This window comes from Allobosea massiliensis (genome assembly GCF_042655245.1).
Lineage (GTDB): Bacteria > Pseudomonadota > Alphaproteobacteria > Rhizobiales > Beijerinckiaceae > Allobosea > Allobosea massiliensis.
The window spans coordinates 36,434-52,275 of record NZ_JBHSLU010000026.1; the positions used below are offsets into that span (position 1 = coordinate 36,434).

The window sequence follows — 15,842 nt, forward strand, 5'->3', positions numbered from 1 at the left end:
CTGTGCGTCCTCAAGATTCCGTGCGATCCACCGCCGCCAGCGCCTCGGGCGTGTCGATGTCGAGCGCGATGGCGGGGTCGTCGAGCGGCACCTCGACGATCTGCTCGCCTGCCGCGTCGAGCAGGCGCCGCGCGCCCTGGTCGCCGGTGAGCTGGGCCACCTCCGCGAACAGGGCACGCGCCAGCAGCACCGGGTTCCCGCGCTGGCCGAGCAGCGTCGGCACCACGGCCTTCGCCTCACCCTGTTCGGCGAAGACCTGAGCGAGGCGGTCGATCACCTGCGGGGTCACGTTCGGCATGTCGCCGAGCGAGACCACGACGCCCGCCGCCGCTTCCGGCAGCGCCGCGAGACCGACCCGGACGGAGCTGGCAAGCCCGCTGGCGAAATCGGGATTGTGCACGAGCGTGACGTCGAGCCCCGCGAGCGCGGCCGCGACCTCCTCCCGCTCATGCCCGGTTACGACGATGACCGGGCTGGCGACCGAGGCGAGCTGCGCCTCGACGGCATGGCGCAGCATCGGTTGGCCGCGCACCGGCTCCAGCAGCTTGTTGCGCGTACCCATCCGGGTCGAGCGGCCCGCCGCCAGCACCAGCCCTGCGACGGGGGCGCTTTCCAACCGGTCCGGCGCCCGCGGTTGCGGCCGCGAGACGATCTCCATCAGGAGCCCGCCGACGCCCATGCGCTGGATCTCGGCACGGCCGACGGGGAGGCCGGCGAGGCAGCGCTGCAGCACCCAGTCGAAGCCGTTTTCCTTGGGCGAGCGCGCACAGCCCGGCGCGCCGATCACGGGTTTGCCGCCGATCTCGCCGATCAGCAGCAGATTGCCGGGATCGACCGGCATGCCCAGATGCTCGATCCGCCCGCCCGCCGCCAGCAGGGCCTGCGGGATGACGTCGCGCCGGTCGGTGATCGCGGACGCCCCGAACACGACGACGAGGTCCGCCGTCTCCGCTTGCGCCGCGATCTCCTGCGCCAGCGGCGCCTCCTGATGCGGCACGCGCCGGTCGGTGGCCACCGTCGCCTGCGCCGGCGCGAGCCGCTCGGTCATGACCCGCAGCGTCTTGTCGATAACGGAGGGCTTCAGCCCCGGCAGCAGTGTCGAGATCACGGCCACGCGCAGCGGTTTGTAGGGCGCGACCGCCAGCGGCTTGAGCCCCTCCAGCGCGGCCAGCGCCTGCTCGACCTGCACCGCCGGCAGGCCATAGGGAATGATCTTGACCGTGCCGACCATCTCGCCCGCAACGACCGCCTTCAGGGCGGGAAGCGTCGCCACCGTGATCGCCTCGTCGATGCAGTTGAGCCCGTTGATCGCGGCCGCATCGATGGTGAGCACGCCCGCCGCCGCTGCGAAGAGATTGACGCGGCCGGTGAAGGCGGCCTCGGTGACGATGCCGCGCCCGGCGAGCGCTGCCGCAAGCCGCGTCGCGGCCTCGTTCTCGCCGATGTCGCCGGCCTCCAGCCGCACCGCGACGAGTTCGGAAAGCCCCGCCTCGGCCAGCCGGGCGACGTCCTCCGCTGTCAGCGTCGTTCCCTTTTTCAGTACCACACCGCCGGCGCGCACCGTGTGGGCGGCGATGCAGCCTTCCGCCTCGCTGACAGGAACGGGGCCGAACTTCATGCCGGCGCCCGGCGCGGTCCGCGCAGCGTCTTGACGATCTCGCCGAGAATGGCGAGCGCGATCTCGGCTGGCGAGACGGCGCCGATATCGAGCCCGATCGGCGCGTGGATGCGCTGCGTCGCGGTCTCGTCGAAACCCACGGCCGCGAGGCGCTCGAGCCGGCGCCCATGTGTCTTCCGACTGCCGAGCGCGCCGATGTAGAAGCAGGCCGAGCGCAGCGCCGCCTCCAGCGCCGGGTCGTCGATCTTGGGATCATGCGTCAGCGCGACGAAGGCGGTGTAGCCGTCGAGCCCCAGGCTCGCCAGCGCCTCATCCGGCCAGTCGGTCAGCAGCCGCACGCCGGGGAAACGCTCCGGCGTGGCGAAGGCCGTGCGCGGATCAACGATGACGAGGTCGAGATCGAGCAGCTTGGCCATCGGTGCCATCGCCTGCGAGATATGGACCGCCCCGGTGACGACGACGCGCGGCGGCGGCGCCTGCACGGTCAGGAAGAACGCCTTGCCGTCCGCCTCGACCAGCGCGCTCTTGCCCATGCGCAACTGCTTCTCCAGCACCTCTGCGAGCGGATCGGCCGCCAGATCGGCGGCCTTGACCAGGCGCTGCGCCCCGCTCTCCACGTCGGTGACGAGGATGGTGGCGCGCCGCGCCGCGCGCTCGGCATTGAGCGTCGAAAGGATGGCCAGATCCATCGCGTCAGCCCTTGTCCGTCGCGAGCTTCACGCCGAGACCGATCATCAGCGAGCCACCGATCCAGCGGCCAAAGGCGAAGCCGGCCTTGGTCTGCTTCATTCGCCTGACGACGGCGGAGGCGCCCAGCACGGTGACGAAATCGGCCGAGGAAAAGGCGAAGTTGACGATCGTGCCGAGGATCAGGAACTGCACCCAGACCGGGAAGGACGCGGCCGGGTCGACGAACTGCGGCAGCAGCGCGATGAAGAACAGCGCCACCTTGGGGTTCAGCACCTCGACGATCAGGGAATCGATCAGGGCGCGCTTCACGGTCTTCGGGGGCACCACGGGCGCGTCCTCGGCCACCAGCCGCGAGCGGATCATGCCGATGCCGAGCCAGACGAGATAGAAGGCGCCGGCGATCTTCACCGCAAAATAGAGCTCCGGCACATGCTTGAACACGGCCGAGAGGCCGAAGGCGGCGGCGAAGACATGCAGGTAGCAGCCGAGATGGATGCCGAGCATCGCCATGAAGCCGGCCTTGCGGCCATGCGAGATCGTCTGCGCCGCGGTGTAGAGCAGCGCGGGTCCCGGAAAATAGGCGACGAGGATCGTCAGCGTCGCGAAGGCCAGCAGCGTATCCCAGGAGGCCATCAGTTCACCTTTTCGATATAAACCCGGATGCGCCCGCCGCAGGAGAGCCCGACCTTCCAAGCGGTCTCGTCGGCGACGCCGAAGTCCAGCGTGCGCGGCTGGCCCTGCGCGATGACGTCGACCGCCTCCTCGACCACGGCGCCCTCGACGCAGCCGCCGGAGACCGAGCCGAGGAAATTGCCCTCCCCGTCGATGACGAGATGCGAGCCGACCGGGCGCGGCGCGGAGCCCCAGGTCTCGATCACGGTGGCGAGCGCGACCGAGCGGCCGTCGCGCGCCCAGGCCTCGGCCGTCGCGAGGATGTCGGTGTCGGTGCTGATCATGGCTGGATCGTCCTCATTCGCGCGCACCCGGACCGGACCCGTCGCGATGGCAGTGTGATCGAGAGATCATGCCTCAGCCCGCCTTCTTCAACCACGCCCGCGGATCGCTGGCCCGCTGCGCGTCCGGAGAAAGTGCAGCGCAGAGATCGGCCATCGCCGCGAGATTGTGGATCGGCCGGAAGGAATCGACATGCGGCAGCATCGCGCGGATGCCGCTGGCGCGCGCCTCGAATCCGTCGAAGCGCAGCAGCGGGTTGAGCCAGACCAGCTGCCGGCAGGAGCGGTGCAGCCGGTCCATCTCGAAGGGCAGTTCCCCATCAAGATGCCGCTCCAGCCCGTCGGTGAAGAGCAGCACGATCGCCCCGCCCCCGAGCACCCGGCGCGACCAGACCCGGTTGAAAGCGTGCAGCGCCGTCGAGATGCGCGTTCCGCCCTCCCAGTCCGGCGCCGCCCTGCCCGCCAGCGCAAGCGCCTCGTCGGGGTCGCGGGCCCGCAGCGAGCGGGTGATGTTGGTCAGCCGCGTGCCGAAGACGAAGGAATGCACGCGCCGGCGCTTCTCCGTCACAGCGTGCAGGAAATGCAGGAAGATGCGCGAATACTCGGCCATCGAACCGGAGATGTCGACGAGCGCCACGATCGGCGGATGCACCTGCGCCGGCTCGCGGAAGGCGAGCTCGATCATCCCGCCTCCGCCCCGCAGCGAGCGCCGGAAGGTCCGGCGCGGATCGATGCGGCCACCCCGCGCCGCCGGCTGAAAGCGCCGCGTCGCGACGAGGTCGTCCGGCAGGCGCAACTCGGCGATCAACTTCTTGGCGCGGGCGATCTCGGCGGCGCTCATCTGGGCGAAATCGCGCGATTTCAGCGTCTCGCGGTCGGACACCGTCAGCCGCGCCGTCAGCTCGGTCAGCTCGACCGGCGCTTCTTCCTCGCGCTTGGGCGGGGCGAAGGCCTCGGCCGCACGCAGCGCGCCAGCCTCCTCCTTCTGCGGCGCGGAGTCGGCGCCGGGCGAGACCGGCGACATCTGCGCCATGATCTTCTCGATCAGGTTGCGCCGCCGCCAGAACAGCCGGAAGGCCTGATCGTAGACGGCGCTGTCCTCATGCCGCTTCACGAAGATGGCATGCAGCGCCCAATAGACGTCCTCGCGCCCGCCCAGCGCCCCCTCGCCCAGGGCCTCGACCGCCTCCACCACCGCGCCGGGCCCGACGCGCAGGCCCGCGATCCGCAGCGCGCGGGCGAAATAGGCGACGTTTTCCGCTAGCTTGCCGGTCATGGCTGACCGCGGCGCACACTTCCCTTCTCCCGGATGGGAGAAGGTGGCGCGGAGCGCCGGATGAGGGCCTGCCGGTACTCCAGCGAACTGTGGCGGTCCCTCATCCCTGCCCTTCTCCCAACCGGGAGAAGGGTCCCCCGCGCCTTTCGATCGAAGGGCAGCCCGATCAAGGCCCCATCTCGGTCATGAACACCTTCTGGACGATCTGCCATTTGCTATCGACCTTCAGGAAGGAGAGCAGATCGGTGAAATAGCGCGGCGGCATCTGGCACTTCACCTTCACCAGCGCCAGCGTCGGCCCGACGAGATCGATCGTCAGGATGTGATCGCCGCGCACCATGCCGGCCGCCTTGGGCGAGGGCCGCTCGCGCACCGCTTTCAGCCATTCGTCGCGCGGCACGATCTTGATCGTGCCGTCCTCCTGCGCCGTGGTCAGCGCCGAGGTCGGATGGAAGGCGTGCTCCAGCTTGGCGACATCGCCCTCATAGAGGCCGTTCAGATAGGTCCAGGTGACGGCTTCGATGGCCCTGAGATCGTTGTACATGGTCGCTCCTCCGGCTGCCTCGTGGGACAATCGTCGTCTAGCCGCACCGCCCTGCGCGATCCTTGATCTGCCGCAGGCGCGAAGCGCTCAGCCGCGGGCCTCGCTCTTCGCTTGGTCCAGCAGTTCCTTCACCTTCGAGCCCTGCATCGCCTGGATGTCGTCCTGGTACTTGAGCAGGGCCCCCAGCGTATCCGAAACGAGGGCCGGATCGAGCGCCACCGCGTCGAGTTCGACCAGCGCCGTCGCCCAATCCAGCGTCTCGGCGACGCCCGGCGCCTTGAACAGCTCCTCCTTGCGGATCGCCTGCACGAAGCTCACGACCTGCTTGGCGAGCTTCGCCGGGGCCTGGGGCGCCCGCGCCTTCAGGATGGCGAGTTCGCGGGCGGCGTCGGGATAGCCGACCCAGTGGTACAGACAGCGCCGCTTGAGCGCGTCATGGATCTCGCGCGTGCGGTTGGAGGTTAGGATCACGATCGGCGGCTCGGTCGCCTTCACGGTGCCGAGCTCGGGAATCGTCACTTGCGAATCCGCAAGCACCTCGAGCAGGAAGGCCTCGAACGCCTCGTCGGTGCGGTCGAGCTCGTCGATCAGCAGGATCGGCGCACCGCCCTCCTGCGGTTCCAGAGCCTGCAGCAGCGGCCGCTTGATCAGGTAGCGCTCGGAGAAGATGTCGCCTTCCAGCCGCTCGCGGTCGCCGCTCGCGCCGCCGACCTCGGCGAGCCGGATCGCCATCATCTGCCCGGCATAGTTCCACTCATAGACGGCCGAGGCGAGGTCGAGCCCCTCATAGCATTGCAGCCGGATCAGCTTGCGCCCGAGCGCCGCCGAGAGAACCTTGGCGATCTCGGTCTTGCCGGTTCCCGCCTCGCCCTCGAGCAGCAGTGGCCGCTTCATCCGCAGCGCCAGGAACAGCACCGTCGCCAGCGCCCGGTCGGCGACATAGCCGCCGCCCTGCAGCAGCGCGAGGGTCTCGTCGATGGAGGTCGGGAGCGAGGCAGTCCGGCGATCGTTCATGTCAAATCCTGGCGCGCGTCTCTGTCATCACCGCGCCGTGGCGGGCCATCAGTCTGGCTCGACCTATACCCCAAACCCGACAGGGAGACGATCGATGACGAACGAGGAAGCCATCACCACCTTTGCCGACATGCTCAAGCGCGGCGAACATCAGGAGGCCGCCGAGCGCTTCAACGCCTCCGACATCGTCAGCATCGAGGCCATGGACGGCCCCATGGCGCGGGTCGAGGGACGCGCCGCCGTCAAGGCCAAGAGCGACTGGTGGTATTCCGCTCACGAGGTCCACGCGGCCGAGGCTTTCGGCCCCTATCGCAACGGCGACCAGTTCGTCATGCGCTTTGCCATCGACGTCACGGTCAAGGAGACCGGCCAGCGCGTCCAGATGGACGAGGCCGGTCTCTATACGGTGCGCGACGGCATGATCGTCGAGGAGCGGTTCTTCTACTGAACCGCCCTCACTTCCCCGTCGCCTGCGCCACCGCCTGCTTCGTCATCACCCCGATCAGATGGGCGCGGTACTCCGGGTCGGCGTGCATGTCGCCATTGATGCCATCGGCGGAGGCCTTAAGCCCGTCGAGCGATTTCGGCGCGAAGCGGGCCTTGAGCGCCGCTTCCGCCTCCGACCAGCGGAAGACGCCGCCCTCGCCCGCCCCGGTCACCGCGACGCGGATCTCGCTGCCGCGCTTTGCGACGAAGACGCCGACCAGCGCATAGCGCGAGGCTGGGTTGCGGAACTTGGCGTAGCCCGCCTTGGAGACGACCGGGAACACCACCTTGGTGATGATCTCGCCCTCTTCCAGCGCCGTCTCGTAGAGGCCGGTGAAGAAATCGTCGGCCTCGATATTGCGCTTGTTGGTGACGATCGTCGCGCCCAGCGCCAGGCAGGCGGCCGGATAATCGGCGGCGGGGTCGTTGTTGGCGACCGAGCCGCCGATCGTGCCGCGATGGCGCACATGCGGATCGCCGATATGCGAGGCGAGATAAGCGAGCCCGGGGATCGCTTCCTGGACGATCGCCGAGGCCGCGACCTCGGCATGGGTCGACATCGCACCGATATGAACGGTGCGGCCCTTGCGGACGATGCCCTTGAGGTCGCCGCAACCGCCGAGATCGATCAGCGCCGCGGGAGAGGCGAGGCGCTGCTTCATCGTCGGCAGCAGGGTGTGCCCACCAGCGAGGATCTTGGCATCCTCCTTCTTGGCGAGCAGGCCGGCGGCCTGACGGGCCGAGCCGGGGCGGTGATAGGTGAAGGCGTACATGGGTGTGATCCCTTGCTGAAATCGGTGGTCGTCATCCCGGCCGGAGCGAAGCGGAGAGCCGGGATCCATTCCGGAACGGGTCAGGAATGGATCCCGGATCGGCGCGGCTTCGCCGCTTGTCCGGGATGACGGAGGAAAACTATTCGGCTGCCATTCGCGTGATGCTCTTCTGCGCCGCGCGCCAGACGGCTTGCGGCGTCGCCGGCATGGCGATGTCCTCATGGCCGAGTGCATCGGTGATGGCGTTGATGACGGCGGGCGGTGCGGCGATGGCGCCGGCCTCGCCGCAGCCCTTGATGCCGAGCGGGTTGGACGGGCACGGCGTCACCGTCATGCCCACCTCGAAGGAGGGCAGATCGTCGGCGCGGGGCATGCAGTAGTCCATGAAGCTCGCAGTCACGAGCTGGCCGTCACTGTTGTAGCGCGCGCCTTCCAGCAGCGCCTGGCCGACGCCCTGGGCGATGCCGCCATGGACCTGGCCCTCGACGATCATCGGGTTGATAACGTTGCCGAAATCATCCACCGCCGCCCAGCGCTCGATCTTGGTCACGCCCGTCTGCGGGTCGATCTCGACCTCGCAGATATGGACACCCGCCGGGAAGGTGAAGTTGGTCGGGTCGTAGAACGCGCCCTCCTTCAGCCCCGGCTCGAGATCCTGCCCGTTGAACTTGTGGGCGATATAGGCCTGCAGCGCGCAGGAGCCGAAATCGAGCTTGCGGTCGGTGCCCTTCACCGAGAAATGACCGTCCGCGAAGTCGATATCGGCCTCGTCGGCCTCCAGCACATAGGCCGCGACCTTCTTGCCCTTGGCGATGACCTTGTCGACCGCCTTCACGATCGCCGACATGCCGACCGCGCCCGAGCGCGAGCCATAGGTGCCCATGCCCATCTGCACCTTGTCGGTGTCGCCATGGATGATCGAGACATTGTCGATCGGGATGCCGAGCCGGTCCGAGACGAGCTGGGCAAAGGTCGTCTCATGGCCCTGGCCGTGGCTGTGCGAGCCGGTCAGCACCTCGACCGTGCCGACCGGGTTCACGCGCACCTCGGCCGATTCCCACAGGCCGACGCCGGCACCGAGCGAGCCCACCGCCGCCGAGGGCGCGATGCCGCAGGCCTCGATATAGGAGGAGAAGCCGATGCCGCGCAGCTTGCCGTTGCGGGCGGAGTCGCGCTTGCGCTTGCCGAGACCCTTGTAGTCGATGATATCCAGCGCCTTGCGCATCGACGCGGCATAGTTGCCGGCATCGTACATCATGATCACCGGCGTCTGGTGCGGGAACTTCTTGATGTAGTTCTGCATCCGGAACTTCGCCGGGTCCTTGCCCAGTTCGCGCGCGGCGACCTCGACCAGACGCTCGACCACGAAGGTCGCCTCCGGCCGCCCGGCGCCGCGATAGGCGTCGACCGGGGCGGTGTTGGTATAGACCGCGTCGACCTCGCAATAGATCGCCGGGATGTCGTACTGCCCGGAGAGCAGCGGGGCGTAGAGATAGGTCGGCACCGAGGAGGAGAAGGTCGAGAGATAGGCGCCGAGATTGGCGGTCGTCTTGACCCGCAGCGCGGTGATCTTCCCGTCCGCGTCGGTGGCGAGTTCGGCATGGGTGACGTGGTCGCGGCCATGCGCGTCGGAGAGGAAGGCCTCGGTGCGGTCGGAGTTCCACTTCACCGGCCGGCCGACCTTCTTCGCCGCCCAGACGCAGACCGTCTCCTCGGCATAGATGAAGATCTTCGAGCCGAAGCCGCCGCCGACATCCGGCGCCACGACGCGCAGCTTGTTCTCCGGCGCGATGCCGATGAAGGCAGAGAGCACGAGCCGCGCCACATGGGGGTTCTGGCTCGTGGTGTAGAGGGTGAAGATGCCCTCGCCCGCATCGTAGTCACCGACGGCCGCGCGCGGCTCCATCGGGTTCGGCACCAGCCGGTTGTTGACGATGTCGAGCTTGGTGACGTGCTTGGCCGCCTTGAAGGCGGCTTCCGTCTCGTCCTTGTTGCCGAGATGCCAGTTGAACACCGTGTTGTCCGGCGCCTCGGCGTGAATCACGGTCTTGGCGCCCGCCGCGCGCGCGGTCTCGACGACCGCCGGCAGCACCTCGTAATCGACGGCGATCGCCTCGGAAGCATCGCGCGCCTGCGCCAGCGTCTCCGCCACGACCACGGCGACATGATCGCCGACATAGCGAACCTTGCCCTGGGCGAGCGCGGGATGCGGGCCGGCGCGCATCGGCGAACCGTCCTTGTTGTGGATCATCCAGCCGCAGATCAGCCCGCCGACCTTGTCCGCCGCGAGATCGTCACCGGTGAAGATGCCGACCACGCCCGGCATCGAGGCCGCGGCCTTTGTGTCGATCGACTTGATCGTGGCATGAGCGTGCGGCGAGCGCAGGAAATAGGCGTAGGCCTGGCCGGGGCGGTTGATGTCGTCGGTGTAGCGGCCCTGGCCGGTGATGAAGCGGTGGTCTTCCTTGCGCCGCACCGGGGCGCCGATTCCGGTAGCCGTCATGATGTCTCCTCCTCAGCGCGCCTCTGACGGGCACGTCATCATCTCAAGGGCTATCGCCCGCACGGGATGGCGCGGGCGGCGGCGTCTCACTCGGCGGCCTGGCGCGGCGGCTCCTTCTTGTCCATCGCCTGCCCGGCCATGGCCTCGGCGCCGGCCGCGACGGCCTTGACGATGTTGTGGTAGCCCGTGCAGCGGCAGATGTTGCCGTCGAGATCCTCGCGGATCGTCTTCTCGTCGAGCTGGTGCCCGCGGCGATTCACGATGTCGACGGCGGCCATGATCATGCCCGGCGTGCAGAAGCCGCATTGCAGGCCGTGATGCTCGCGGAAGGCTTCCTGCATCGGGTGCAGCCCGCCCTCGCCGGCCAGTCCCTCGATCGTGGTGATGCTGGCGCCCTCGAGCGAGACGGCGAGCACGGTGCAGGCCTTGGCCGCCTTGCCGTCGATATGGACGACGCAGGCGCCGCACTGGCTGGTGTCGCAGCCGACATGGGTGCCGGTCAGACGCAGGTTCTCGCGCAGGAACTGCACCAGCAGCGTACGCGGATCGATCGTCCCGGTGACCGGTTTGCCGTTCACCGTCATGGATACGCTCGCCATCCTCATCCTCCTTCGCCCGGGTCTGCCGCCCGGCTTGTGGTCGCGCCGGTCGCTGTAACGCATCGCGCCCCCGGCCGCGGGCGCACGCTTTCCTTGGAACAGCTATAAATCGAGTGTGGACCCGCCGATTTGCGCGGTCAAGCCGGCGCGCGCGGAGGGATGAGCGGGATTTCAGGGCGGAATCCTCGCCTTTTTATAACTGACGCTGCGGCATGGCAGCGCGGCACACCGCTGAGTGGCACGCTGCTGAAATTACGCGTTTTTTAATGATGCGCGCCTAGTCTGCTCTAAAACAAGAGGAAACGCCGTGGTGCCCCGCCATCCGCTCTCGACGGCCGAGCAGATCCAGAGCCGGTTGCGCGCCATCGGCTATGGCAAGCCGGAGCGACTCCGGCTGCTCGCCTATGCCGCCAAGGCCGAGCGGCTGGCGGACGCGATCGTCGAGGAGGATTTCGACCGCGCGCTCGTCATCCGGCCGGAACTCTCCGCCTCGCTCGGGCCGGTGGACAGAGAGCTGCGCGCGGCCGAGAAACACCATCTCCGCCTGCTCTTCGCCGGACGCTTCGACGCCGATTACGTCGCCTCCGCGGAGAATCTCTGCCGCCTCGAGATGCGCGCCGGCATCGGCCCCAAGCCCAGGGTGTCGGTCGGCATGGCTCTGCTGCAGCGGCTCGGGCGGATGCACTGGTACCGCCACATCCTGCGGCGCGCCCAGTTCGCCCGGGATCTCTTCGTGATCGAGCGGGTCCTCGTCTTCGACGTCACCACCGCGATCACCATCGGCGACGAGATCCGTGCGGCGGAGGCCGGCCGCCGCGCCGTCGCGCTCGATGACGCGGCCGAGACGCTGCGCCACCGCATGGGCGGGCTGGAGGCCAGCATCGGCGGCGCCGTCGAGCAGTTCGTCGCCACCGCCGACGAGACCGGGCGGGCGACGGGCTTCATCAAGGATGTCCTCGGCGATGTCGCCGGCGCCTCGATCCTGGTGCGCGAGAAGTCGCTGCAGACGGCGGCGGCGACCGAGGAGATGTCGGCCAACATCGCCGAGATCGGCAAGCGCGCCCATACCAGCCTCGTCGTCGCCCATCGCGCGGTCGACGATGCCGGCCAGATGAACGCGGCCGTGGCGCGGCTGCGGGAGGTCACGGCCAATATCGGCACCGTCGTCGGGCTGATCGCCGACATCGCGGCCCAGACCAATCTTCTGGCGCTCAACGCGACCATCGAGGCGGCCCGCGCCGGCGAGACCGGGCGCGGCTTCGCCGTCGTCGCCTCGGAGGTGAAGTCGCTCGCGACGCAGACGGCGAGCGCCACCAGCGACATTGCCGGGCAGATCGCCGAACTGACCGCCAGCGCCGAGGCCTGCAGCGCCCATGCGCTGTCGATCGCCGACACGATCGGCAAGATCAGGCTCGATTCCGAGGCGATCTCGGAGGCGGTCTCACAGCAGAGCGCCGTGACCGCGGCGATCGCCCAGGATGCGGCCGCCGTCGCGGACAGCTCCGACACCGCGATCGAGCGGGCCAATGCCGTCAGCCGGAGCCTCGACGACACCGCCCGGGCGCTGGAACGCGCCAATGCCGCCGCCGCCGATATCGCGCTTCAGGTCGGCGCCGCCGAGGCCACCGTCGGCGCCGCGCTCGAATCGTTGCGCAAGGTCTCCTGACCGGCCGGCCGCCGGCCCCGGTTCAGCCTTCGCTGACGGCCTTGGCGAAATTGGCGAAGAATTCGTCGGCCAGCTTCTTCGAAACCGAATCGATCAGCCGCGATCCGAGCTGCATCAGCTTGCCGCCGACCTGTGCCTCGACATCGTAGCGCAGCAGGGTCTGGCCGCCTTCCGCATCGCTGAGAGCGACCTTCGCCCCGCCCTTGGCGAAGCCGGCGATGCCGCCCTCGCCCTCGCCCTGGATGCGGTAGCCGTTCGGCGGGTCGAGATCGACCAGCTCGACCTTGCCCTTGAAGCTCGCCTTCACCGGCCCGAGCTTGACCTTCACCACGGCGGAGAAATGCGTCTCGTCGTCCTTGTTGAGCTGTTCGCAGCCGGGGATACAGGCCTTCAGCACCTCGGGATCGTTGAGCGCGGCCCAGACCACCTCCCGGCTCGCCGGCAGCGTCACCTCGCCGTTCATCGTCATGGCCATGGCGGTTGTCCTCCCATCCCTCGTCGCGCGCGGCCCCTGTTGCAGCCGGCCTCGCCTCGGGTCTATCCAAGACGAGCGCGCCTATCCATGAGCGGAAAGCGCCGGCCCGCACAAGGGCGAGCTGCACAGGGGGAGCACGCGTGAGGACCGGACCCGCCCGCCGCATGGCGCCTCCATCACCATGACCGGCAGCCACGCGGGCCTCTTCGGCGAACTCTTCGTCGATCGCGAGATGGCGGATGCGATAAGCGATCGGGCGCTGCTGCACGGCATGCTCGGCTTTGAGGCGATGCTCGCGCGTGCGCTGGAAGCTGAATCTGTCGCGCCGCAGGGCACGGCCGATGCCATTGCCGGACAGTGCGACCCCGATTTCTACGACATCGCCGAACTCGGGCGGGCCGCGACGCTGGCCGGCAATCCGGCGATCCCTTTGGTGAAGGCGCTGACCGCGCGCGTCGCCGCAGTCGCTCCCGAGCAGGCCAAATGGGTTCATTTCGGCGCGACCAGCCAGGACGTGATCGATTCCGGCCATGTCCATGTCATCGGCTGCGGGCTGAAGCTCATCGACATGCGGCTTGTCCGCTTGGCTGGTGCCTTGCGTGCGCTGGCGGAGACGCACCGCACGACGCCCATGATCGGCCGCACCTTCCTGCAGCAGGCGGTCCCGATCACCTTTGGCGTCAAGACGGCCCTGTGGCTCGATCCGCTGCTGGAAAGCCGGCATGTGCTGCGCCAGATGCTGGCCGAGCCGATCGTCCAGTTGGCTGGAGCGGCTGGTACCCTGGCCGCGCTAGGCGACGACGGCGATCGCCTTCAGGCGCGGTTCGTCGCGCTGACTCAGGCCGCAGAACCCTCGCTCATCCCCTGGCACGGGCAACGTCACCGCATCGCCCGCCTCGCGGCCGAACTGGGCATCCTCACCGGCAATCTCGGCAAGGTCGCCCGCGACATCGGGCTGATGGCCCAGACCGAGATCGGCGAGGTCGCCGAGCCCGAGGCGCCCGGAAAGGGCGGCTCCTCCGCCATGCCGCACAAGCGCAATCCGGTGCTCTGCACCCTGATCCTCGCCGCAGCCGAGCGCGCGCCCGGCCTGGTCGCCACCATGCTGTCGGCGCTGCCGCAGGAGCATGAGCGTGCGCTCGGCGGCTGGCATGCCGAGTGGCCGACACTGCCCGAGCTCTTCAAGATCGCGGGGGCCGCGCTGGCCCAGATGATCACTCTCATCGAGGGGCTTCAGGTCTTCCCGGAGCGCATGCGCGCCAATATCGACCTGACCCAGGGCCTCGTGATGTCGGAGCGTGTCTCGCTCGCGCTGGCTGCGACGCTGGGCAAGGCGAAGGCGCATCATCTCCTGGAGGAGGCCAGCCGGGCCTGCGTCGCGCAGAACCAGCATCTGCGCGACGTGCTGGCGTCGATGCCCGCCGTCACCGAACATCTGACCGCCGAGGCGTTGGCCGATCTGTTCGACCCCACAACCTATCGCGGCGCCTCCGACGCCATCATCGACCGGGTTCTGGCGCGAGCCGCACAGGCGGCCCTTCCCCGCGCGGCGGCGCCGACGCGCGCACACGGGGTCACGGATGCTTGAGCTGACCCCACAGCAGCGCGCCATCGCGGCCGGCACGGACGGCGCCGCCATGGCGCTGCGCATCGTCGCGGAGGCCGCCCGGCTGATGGGCGCGCCGCGGCTCATCCCCGTGGCCTCGGCCCATATCGACGGCGCGCTCTACCATGGCGATTCCGGCACGCTCTTCGCCGAGCGGCTGGTCGAAGGCGGCGCCCGCGTCGCGGTGCGCGCGACGCTGAATGTCGGCGCGCTGGCGCCGGCTGGCTGCGCCGCGATCCGGCTGCCGCCGCATGAGCGCGACATGGCGGGGCGCATGATGCGCGCCTATGAGGCGATGGGCTGCGAGCCCTCCTGGACCTGCGCGCCCTATCAGGCCGGGCACCGGCCGGCCAAGGGCACGGACGTCGCCTGGGGCGAGTCCAACGCGGTCGTCTTCTGCAATTCGGTGCTCGGCGCGCGCACCAACCGCTATGGCGATTTCCTCGACATCGCCTGCGCCATCGCCGGCGTCGCCCCCGATTACGGGCTCCACCGCCCGGAGAACCGCATCGCGACGCTGCTGATCGACACCACCGGCCTGAGCCGGAGCTTACGCGCCTCGGACGTGTTCTACCCCGTGCTCGGCACCCTGCTCGGCCGCACCGCCGGCACGTCCATCGCCGTCATCGACGGGCTGCAGGGCTGCACCACGGAAGACCGGCTCAAGGCGCTGGGCGCGGCCTCCGCCTCGGCCGGCGGCGTCGGGCTGTTCCATGTCGCGGGCGTCACGCCCGAGGCGCCGGACGCCGCGGCCGCGCTCGGCGGCCTGCCGCCGCGCGAAACGCTGGTGCTGACGCCCGCGATCGTGCAGCAGGCGCTGGCGGGCCTCTCCACCGCCGGCCGGACCGAGCGCATCGACGCGGTCGCGGTCGGCTCGCCGCATCTGTCGCTGGCGGAGATCGACGAGATCGAGCACAGGCTCGCCGGCCGTCGACTCGCCGCGCCGCTTTATGCCAACACCGGCCGCCATGTGCTGAAGCCGCTGGAGGCGCAAGGCCGCCGCGCCGCGCTGGAGCAGGCCGGCGTGGTCTTCGTCGTCGACACCTGCGTCGTCGTCACGCCGATCCTGCCCGAGATCGAGGGCGCGGTGCTGATGACCAATTCCGGCAAATTCGCCCATTACGCGCCGGGCACCACCGGCTATGCCGTCACCTATGGTTCGCTCGGCGAATGCGTCGAGAGCGCGGTGGCCGGCCGCCTCGTCCGGGAGGAGCGGGCATGGGCCTGACCGGACAGATCCTCCTGCCGGGCCCGGCCGCGACCGGCCCCTGCCTCGCCCTGACCGCCCCGATCAGCTTCTGGGGCGGCGTCGATCCCCGCTCGGGCCGGATCATCGACCAGCGCCATCCCCAGTGCGGGCTCGGTGTGGCGGGAACGATCCTGGCGCTGCCGGGCACGATCGGCTCCTCCTCGGCCTCGGCCGTGCTGCTCGAACTGGTCCATGCCGGCAAGGCGCCGGCCGCGATCCTGATGGACGCGCCCGACGCCATCCTGCTGCTCGGGCTCGTGGTGGCGCGCGAGATGGGCTGGCCGACGCCGCCGGCCCTGCGCCTGGCCGCCGCCGACCAGGCGCCGCTGGCGGGCCGCAGTCTCGCCGTCGCCGCCGACGGCACCATCACGCTCAACGACTGACTGAGAC

At 69.3% G+C, this 15,842-nt stretch carries 16 protein-coding genes; 5 read left to right on the plus strand and 11 right to left on the minus strand.

The window, feature by feature from the left end:
* Positions 1 to 10 precede the first annotated feature (10 nt).
* The 7 genes from ACFPN9_RS11660 to ACFPN9_RS11690 all read right to left on the minus strand — a co-directional run bounded on the left by ACFPN9_RS11660 (position 11) and on the right by ACFPN9_RS11690 (position 6,095).
* The gene (locus ACFPN9_RS11660; RefSeq protein ID WP_066721850.1) at positions 11 to 1,618 is read right to left on the minus strand and encodes an NTP transferase domain-containing protein; all 1,608 of its coding nucleotides are present in this window, start codon (positions 1,616 to 1,618) and stop codon (positions 11 to 13) included.
* A complete protein-coding gene (locus ACFPN9_RS11665; protein ID WP_377817025.1) occupies positions 1,615 to 2,307 on the minus strand; it encodes an XdhC family protein in 693 nt (230 codons plus the stop codon). Before ACFPN9_RS11665 ends, ACFPN9_RS11660 begins: the two co-directional genes overlap by 4 nt.
* Before the next feature lie 4 nt (positions 2,308 to 2,311).
* On the minus strand, positions 2,312 to 2,941 hold the full coding sequence (locus tag ACFPN9_RS11670; RefSeq protein WP_066721846.1) for a LysE family translocator: 630 nt from the start codon (positions 2,939 to 2,941) through the stop codon (positions 2,312 to 2,314).
* Positions 2,941 to 3,264: an XdhC family protein gene (locus tag ACFPN9_RS11675; protein ID WP_066721837.1), complete on the minus strand. Its 324-nt coding sequence runs from the start codon at positions 3,262 to 3,264 to the stop codon at positions 2,941 to 2,943. The genes ACFPN9_RS11670 and ACFPN9_RS11675 overlap by 1 nt, the downstream gene beginning before the upstream one ends.
* Positions 3,265 to 3,337: 73 nt before the next feature.
* Complete coding sequence (locus ACFPN9_RS11680; RefSeq protein WP_066721836.1) at positions 3,338 to 4,537, minus strand: vWA domain-containing protein; 1,200 nt, start codon at positions 4,535 to 4,537, stop codon at positions 3,338 to 3,340.
* A gap of 166 nt (positions 4,538 to 4,703) precedes the next feature.
* Positions 4,704 to 5,081 carry a nuclear transport factor 2 family protein gene (locus ACFPN9_RS11685; RefSeq protein WP_066735249.1) on the minus strand — a complete coding sequence of 126 codons (378 nt, stop codon included), beginning with the start codon at positions 5,079 to 5,081 and terminating at the stop codon, positions 4,704 to 4,706.
* A gap of 87 nt (positions 5,082 to 5,168) precedes the next feature.
* Complete coding sequence (locus tag ACFPN9_RS11690) at positions 5,169 to 6,095, minus strand: AAA family ATPase (protein ID WP_066735251.1); 927 nt, start codon at positions 6,093 to 6,095, stop codon at positions 5,169 to 5,171.
* A gap of 94 nt (positions 6,096 to 6,189) precedes the next feature.
* Here ACFPN9_RS11690 and ACFPN9_RS11695 point away from each other — a divergent pair, with 94 nt between their 5' ends.
* The gene (locus ACFPN9_RS11695; protein WP_066735254.1) at positions 6,190 to 6,543 is read left to right on the plus strand and encodes a nuclear transport factor 2 family protein; all 354 of its coding nucleotides are present in this window, start codon (positions 6,190 to 6,192) and stop codon (positions 6,541 to 6,543) included.
* Between the two features lie 7 nt (positions 6,544 to 6,550).
* Here the strand turns inward: ACFPN9_RS11695 and ACFPN9_RS11700 are convergent, their stop codons facing one another.
* The 3 genes from ACFPN9_RS11700 to ACFPN9_RS11710 form a co-directional block, all read right to left on the minus strand.
* On the minus strand, positions 6,551 to 7,354 hold the full coding sequence (locus tag ACFPN9_RS11700; RefSeq protein WP_066735257.1) for an FAD binding domain-containing protein: 804 nt from the start codon (positions 7,352 to 7,354) through the stop codon (positions 6,551 to 6,553).
* Positions 7,355 to 7,493: 139 nt separating this feature from the next.
* The gene (locus ACFPN9_RS11705) at positions 7,494 to 9,857 is read right to left on the minus strand and encodes a xanthine dehydrogenase family protein molybdopterin-binding subunit (protein WP_377817030.1); all 2,364 of its coding nucleotides are present in this window, start codon (positions 9,855 to 9,857) and stop codon (positions 7,494 to 7,496) included.
* A gap of 86 nt (positions 9,858 to 9,943) precedes the next feature.
* On the minus strand, positions 9,944 to 10,456 hold the full coding sequence (locus ACFPN9_RS11710) for a (2Fe-2S)-binding protein (protein ID WP_066735261.1): 513 nt from the start codon (positions 10,454 to 10,456) through the stop codon (positions 9,944 to 9,946).
* A gap of 310 nt (positions 10,457 to 10,766) precedes the next feature.
* Between ACFPN9_RS11710 and ACFPN9_RS11715 the strand changes: the two genes are divergently transcribed.
* On the plus strand, positions 10,767 to 12,122 hold the full coding sequence (locus tag ACFPN9_RS11715) for a methyl-accepting chemotaxis protein (RefSeq protein WP_156450017.1): 1,356 nt from the start codon (positions 10,767 to 10,769) through the stop codon (positions 12,120 to 12,122).
* A 22-nt stretch (positions 12,123 to 12,144) separates the two neighbouring features.
* Here ACFPN9_RS11715 and ACFPN9_RS11720 read toward each other — a convergent pair whose 3' ends face one another.
* Positions 12,145 to 12,597, minus strand: a complete 453-nt coding sequence (locus ACFPN9_RS11720; protein ID WP_066735264.1) for a CoxG family protein — start codon at positions 12,595 to 12,597, stop codon at positions 12,145 to 12,147.
* 181 nt (positions 12,598 to 12,778) lie between these two features.
* Between ACFPN9_RS11720 and pcaB the strand changes: the two genes are divergently transcribed.
* The 3 genes from pcaB to ACFPN9_RS11735 are packed head-to-tail and all read left to right on the plus strand — an operon-like array spanning position 12,779 to position 15,835.
* Positions 12,779 to 14,185 carry a 3-carboxy-cis,cis-muconate cycloisomerase gene (pcaB, locus tag ACFPN9_RS11725; RefSeq protein WP_066735266.1) on the plus strand — a complete coding sequence of 469 codons (1,407 nt, stop codon included), beginning with the start codon at positions 12,779 to 12,781 and terminating at the stop codon, positions 14,183 to 14,185.
* Entirely contained in the window at positions 14,178 to 15,431 is a 1,254-nt protein-coding gene (locus ACFPN9_RS11730) for an aconitase X (RefSeq protein WP_082735431.1), read from the plus strand. Before pcaB ends, ACFPN9_RS11730 begins: the two co-directional genes overlap by 8 nt.
* Positions 15,422 to 15,835, plus strand: a complete 414-nt coding sequence (locus ACFPN9_RS11735; RefSeq protein ID WP_066735268.1) for an aconitase X swivel domain-containing protein — start codon at positions 15,422 to 15,424, stop codon at positions 15,833 to 15,835. Before ACFPN9_RS11730 ends, ACFPN9_RS11735 begins: the two co-directional genes overlap by 10 nt.
* Positions 15,836 to 15,842: the final 7 nt, after the last annotated feature.

Coding starts and splice junctions, on each gene's coding strand:
- ACFPN9_RS11685 (WP_066735249.1), bottom strand. CDS start 5,081: ATGTACAACGATCTCAGGGCCATCGAAGCCGTCACCTGGACCTATCTG.
- ACFPN9_RS11670 (WP_066721846.1), bottom strand. CDS start 2,941: ATGGCCTCCTGGGATACGCTGCTGGCCTTCGCGACGCTGACGATCCTC.
- pcaB (WP_066735266.1), top strand. CDS start 12,779: ATGACCGGCAGCCACGCGGGCCTCTTCGGCGAACTCTTCGTCGATCGC.
- ACFPN9_RS11720 (WP_066735264.1), bottom strand. CDS start 12,597: ATGGCCATGACGATGAACGGCGAGGTGACGCTGCCGGCGAGCCGGGAG.
- ACFPN9_RS11680 (WP_066721836.1), bottom strand. CDS start 4,537: ATGACCGGCAAGCTAGCGGAAAACGTCGCCTATTTCGCCCGCGCGCTG.
- ACFPN9_RS11660 (WP_066721850.1), bottom strand. CDS start 1,618: ATGAAGTTCGGCCCCGTTCCTGTCAGCGAGGCGGAAGGCTGCATCGCC.
- ACFPN9_RS11700 (WP_066735257.1), bottom strand. CDS start 7,354: ATGTACGCCTTCACCTATCACCGCCCCGGCTCGGCCCGTCAGGCCGCC.
- ACFPN9_RS11710 (WP_066735261.1), bottom strand. CDS start 10,456: ATGGCGAGCGTATCCATGACGGTGAACGGCAAACCGGTCACCGGGACG.
- ACFPN9_RS11690 (WP_066735251.1), bottom strand. CDS start 6,095: ATGAACGATCGCCGGACTGCCTCGCTCCCGACCTCCATCGACGAGACC.
- ACFPN9_RS11675 (WP_066721837.1), bottom strand. CDS start 3,264: ATGATCAGCACCGACACCGACATCCTCGCGACGGCCGAGGCCTGGGCG.
- ACFPN9_RS11735 (WP_066735268.1), top strand. CDS start 15,422: ATGGGCCTGACCGGACAGATCCTCCTGCCGGGCCCGGCCGCGACCGGC.
- ACFPN9_RS11705 (WP_377817030.1), bottom strand. CDS start 9,857: ATGACGGCTACCGGAATCGGCGCCCCGGTGCGGCGCAAGGAAGACCAC.
- ACFPN9_RS11730 (WP_082735431.1), top strand. CDS start 14,178: ATGCTTGAGCTGACCCCACAGCAGCGCGCCATCGCGGCCGGCACGGAC.
- ACFPN9_RS11695 (WP_066735254.1), top strand. CDS start 6,190: ATGACGAACGAGGAAGCCATCACCACCTTTGCCGACATGCTCAAGCGC.
- ACFPN9_RS11665 (WP_377817025.1), bottom strand. CDS start 2,307: ATGGATCTGGCCATCCTTTCGACGCTCAATGCCGAGCGCGCGGCGCGG.